This is a genomic window from Novosphingobium sp. 11B (genome assembly GCF_054589055.1).
In genome coordinates, this window is the sequence record NZ_BAAILP010000154.1 from 1 (window position 1) to 4,355 (window position 4,355).

4 protein-coding genes are annotated in these 4,355 nt (G+C 65.1%); 3 read left to right on the forward strand and 1 reads right to left on the reverse strand.

The window, feature by feature from the left end:
• The first annotated feature begins 137 nt into the window (after positions 1-137).
• The 3 genes from purF to ACYPYD_RS14310 all read left to right on the forward strand — a co-directional run bounded on the left by purF (position 138) and on the right by ACYPYD_RS14310 (position 2,706).
• Positions 138-1,583 carry an amidophosphoribosyltransferase gene (purF, locus tag ACYPYD_RS14300; RefSeq protein ID WP_008829730.1) on the forward strand — a complete coding sequence of 482 codons (1,446 nt, stop codon included), beginning with the start codon at positions 138-140 and terminating at the stop codon, positions 1,581-1,583.
• Complete coding sequence (locus ACYPYD_RS14305; RefSeq protein WP_211150269.1) at positions 1,580-2,290, forward strand: SDR family NAD(P)-dependent oxidoreductase; 711 nt, start codon at positions 1,580-1,582, stop codon at positions 2,288-2,290. Before purF ends, ACYPYD_RS14305 begins: the two co-directional genes overlap by 4 nt.
• Positions 2,291-2,367: 77 nt before the next feature.
• Positions 2,368-2,706, forward strand: coding sequence for a PilZ domain-containing protein (locus ACYPYD_RS14310; protein ID WP_008829728.1), 339 nt, complete (start codon positions 2,368-2,370; stop codon positions 2,704-2,706).
• A 158-nt stretch (positions 2,707-2,864) separates the two neighbouring features.
• On the opposite strand, the gene ACYPYD_RS14315 is transcribed toward ACYPYD_RS14310, so the two are convergent.
• Positions 2,865-4,172: a class I SAM-dependent methyltransferase gene (locus ACYPYD_RS14315; protein WP_459663782.1), complete on the reverse strand. Its 1,308-nt coding sequence runs from the start codon at positions 4,170-4,172 to the stop codon at positions 2,865-2,867.
• Positions 4,173-4,355: the final 183 nt, after the last annotated feature.

The following is a 4,355-nucleotide window of genomic DNA, read 5'->3' on the forward strand; positions in this document are numbered from 1 at the left end:
ACCCGTCATCTTCCCGTCACCAACCGGGCGCAGGAACCACCGCCCTCAACGGCCCGTCCCTTCCCCCTTGCTTTTCGACGCGATCGCAGCCAAATGCGCGTCGCGTTTGGACGCGCCAGTCGGGCTGGAAAAATACCATGAACATGACTCACCCCTTCCTTGATGTCGACGGGGACAAACTGCGCGAAGAGTGCGGTATTTTCGGCGTTATCGGGGCAAAGGAAGCTGCGGCCATCACTGCAGCCGGACTCCATTCGCTCCAGCATCGCGGGCAGGAGGCGGTGGGCATCACCAGCTTCTCCGGCGCGGAGTTCCACTCGCACCGCGGCATCGGCCACGTGGCGCAAGTGTTCCGCCAGAAGGAAGTGGACACCCTGCCCGGCTCGATGGCCTCGGGTCACGTGCGCTACGCCACCACCGGCGGCTCGGGGCTTCGCAACGTCCAGCCGCTGTTTGCCGACCTTGCCGACGGCGGCTTCTCGATCGCCCATAACGGCAACATCTCCAATGCGATGACGCTCAAGCGCGATCTGGTTTCCAAGGGCTCGATCTTCCAGTCGACCTCGGACACCGAAGTCATCATCCACCTGGTCGCCACCAGCCGCTATCCCACGCTCGTCGATCGCTTCGTCGATGCCCTGCGCATGGTGGAAGGCGCCTACTCGCTGATCTGCATGACCACCGAGGGCATGATCGCCTGCCGCGATCCGCTGGGCATCCGCCCGCTGGTGATGGGCCGCATCGGCGACGCCATCGTCTTCGCCTCCGAAACCGTCGCGCTCGACATCGTCGGCGCCGACTTCGTGCGCACGATCGAGCCGGGCGAAATGGTGCAGGTCGATCACAAGGGTACGATCTCCAGCCACCGCCCCTTCGGCAATCCCTCGCCGCGCCCGTGCATCTTCGAGCACGTCTATTTCTCGCGCCCCGACTCGGTCATGGACGGCCTTTCGGTCTACCAGGTGCGCAAGCAGATCGGGGTCGAACTGGCCAAGGAATCCTTCGCCGACGCCGACGTGGTGATCCCGGTGCCCGACAGCGGCGTCCCTGCCGCGATCGGCTATGCGCAGGAATCGGGCATCCCGTTCGAGCTGGGCATCATCCGCTCGCACTACGTGGGCCGCACCTTCATCCAGCCCGGTGACGCCGCCCGCCATGCCGACGTGAAGCGCAAACACAACGCCAACCGCGCCGTCGTCGAAGGCAAGCGCATCATCCTCATCGACGATTCGATCGTGCGCGGCACGACCTCGAAGAAGATCGTCGAGATGATGCGCGATGCCGGCGCTGCCGAAGTGCACATGCGCATCGCCAGCCCGCCGACCGAGCACTCGTGCTTCTACGGCGTCGATACGCCCGAGCGCTCTAAACTGCTCGCCGCGACGATGGACACCGAGGCGATGGCCGATTTCATCAAGGCCGACAGCCTGGCCTTCGTCTCGATCGACGGCCTCTACCGCGCCGTCGGCGAATCGGAGCGCAAGAAGAGCTGCCCGCAGTTCTGCGACGCCTGCTTCTCGGGCGAATACCCGACCAAGCTGACCGACTTCTCGGACCGCTTCCCGGAACTCGATGCAGCGTGACCTTCAAGGATCAGGTCGCACTCGTCACCGGCGCCAGCCGGGGTATCGGCGAAGCCACTGCCGTCGCGCTGGCCGCTGAGGGCGCGCATGTCGTCCTGACCGGGCGCGATACCAAGGCGCTCGAACGCGTCGAGGAGCGCATCTACGAGGCGGGCGGATCGGCCACGATCGCGCCGGTCGATCTGGTCGAGCCCGACGGCATCGCCCGCCTTGCCAGTGCCGTGCAGGACCGCTGGGGCCGGCTCGACGTGCTGGTAATCAATGCGGCGATTCTGCCCGAACTCACCAGCGTCGCCGACATCGACCAGCGCGCCTTCAACAAGGCGCTGACCACCAACGTCCTCTCGACGCAGGCGCTGATCGCGAACTTCGATCCGCTGCTGAAGAAGAGCCCGAACGCGCGCGTGGTCGGCCTGACCACCACCGTCGCGCAGGCACCGCGCGCCTACTGGGGTGCCTACGGCGCCACCAAGGCCGCGTTCGAAGTGCTGCTGGACTGCTACGCGCAGGAAACCGCCAAGACCTCGAACATTCGCGTCGCCATCGTCAACCCCGGCGCCACCCGCACCGCCATGCGCGCGCGGGCCTATCCGGGCGAGGCACCGGCCTCGGTCAAGCCGCCCGAAGTCGTGGCGGACCACCTCACGGCGCTGCTCGGAGAGAGTTTCGCGACAGGCCACCGGGAAACCGTTAACCAGCCGCAATAACCGGATCGTAACCCCAAACTGGGACACATCGGGCAAATTGGCGTTGTAGACACGTCGTAATTTGCGCGAGGTCGCCCATGGATCACACCCAGCAGGAACGCTACGCCGCCGCCGCGCAGGAAGATCGCAGCGCGCATCGCAACCGCATTTCGATCCCTGCCACGCTGCGCCCCTCCGGGTCCAAAAGTTTCCAGACGGCTGTGCGCGACTTGTCGCTCTCCGGCTTTTCGGCGACCGCGATGAGCCACATCGCGCCGCGTACGATGTGCTGGCTGACGCTGCCCGGCAGGGAAGAGGCGCTGCCCGCGAAAGTGGTGTGGTGGGACAACGGGCTTGTCGGCTGCGCTTTCGAGCAGTTGCTGGAGCCGCACGAACTGGATGCGGTCATGACGCGCTGGAACCGCGACCGGCGCTAACCGTCATCCCAGCGAAGGCTGGGATCGCTCTCGGCATATTTGGAGATTTCGGCGAGGCTCTGCTGAAATCAGCAGCGCCGTCCCGATGGCACACATCATGGGCATAACGGTCCCAGCCTTCGCTGGGATGACGGGCTTTTGATCTCGACGGTCGCCCCTCAACGCATCGCCTTAACCAGCGTCACTTGCGCCACATCGATCCCTCCGCCGAGAAATCCTCCCTCGCAGTACATCAGATAAAACCGCCAGAGCCGCACGAATCGCTCGTCGAAACCCGAGGGCAAACGCCCTTCCTCCACCGCGAGATCGAAGTTCGCCCGCCATTCGCGTAAGGTGCGCGCATAGTCCGCCCGGAAACCGACGCGATCCTCCCAGACCAGCCCCCTCTCCTCGGCCAACGCGCGGAACTCGCTCTCGCGTATCAGCATGCCGCCGGGAAAGATGAAGGTCTGGATGAAGTCGGCGCTGCGGGCATAGCCCTCGAAGATCGCATCCGGCATCGAGATCAGTTGCAGCGCCGCCAGCCCGCCCGGCTTCAGATTGCGCGCGATGCAGTCGAGAAACTCCGGCCAATAAGCCTGCCCGACAGCCTCGACCATCTCCACCGACATGATCGCGTCGTACTGACCGATAACGTCGCGATAGTCCTGCTTGCGAAAATCGACGCTGCCGCGCCCGTCGCTTCGCTCGAACGTCCAGCGCTCGCGCGCATAGGCAAGCTGCTGGTCAGAGAGGCTGATCGCATCGACGTGCACCTCGGCATGGCTGGCGACGAAGGCCGCAAGCGTGCCCCAGCCACAGCCGATTTCCAGCACCCGGTCGCCCGGTTCCAGCTCCAGCCGCTCGACGATGGCGCCCGCCTTGGCCGACTGCGCGACGTCCAGCTCTGTCACGAACTGGGCATAAGGGTTCGGCCCCGACACGACTTCGGAATAGAGCGCACTGGAATAGAGCATCGTTTCGCCCAGCCACTGCCCATAGAAGTCGTTGCCGAGGTCGTAGTGCGCGTGGATGTTCTTCAGCGAGCCCTTGCGCGTGTTGCGATGAAGCGCATGGAGCGCGCAGGTCAGCAGCCGCCACGGGCCATGCGCACGGCCGGTGTCTCCCAGCGCCATGGCATTGTCCATGAACAGCGCGAAGAGCGGCACCGGGTCCGGGCTGTCCCACTCGCCGAGGTCCCAGGCCTGATACCAGCCGACCGAGCCCGCCGTCGCCAGCCGCAGCAGCGCGCGCCAGTTGGTGATCTCCACCAGGGCATCGAAACCGGGCTGGCGACCACCGAGCAGCCGGATCTGCCCGCCGGGAAGCGTCGCCATGATCGAGCCACGCTCCAGCCCGCGGTCGATGCGGTCGAGGATCCGGTGAACCCCGCCCGACCACAACCGCGCCAGCAACTGGGAACCGACGCCGATCGCGCGTCCTCCCCCCACAAGTTCCCCACCTCTGCCCGGCGCCTGTGCGTTCATGGCGCGATGATGGACTCGATTTTGCGCCTGGGCAATTGCTCAAGATGCGAAGCCGATTGCCCAAGAACGTCGTCCCGGACTTGATTCGGAACCGGTGACGGTTTGCGCCTAGGGGGCTTCGACAAGCTCAGCCTGAGCGGTATTCCAAGCAGATTTTTAAATTCCGCTCAGGCTGAGCTTGTC

Coding starts and splice junctions, on each gene's coding strand:
- ACYPYD_RS14315 (WP_459663782.1), bottom strand. CDS start 4,172: ATGAACGCACAGGCGCCGGGCAGAGGTGGGGAACTTGTGGGGGGAGGA.
- purF (WP_008829730.1), top strand. CDS start 138: ATGAACATGACTCACCCCTTCCTTGATGTCGACGGGGACAAACTGCGC.
- ACYPYD_RS14310 (WP_008829728.1), top strand. CDS start 2,368: ATGGATCACACCCAGCAGGAACGCTACGCCGCCGCCGCGCAGGAAGAT.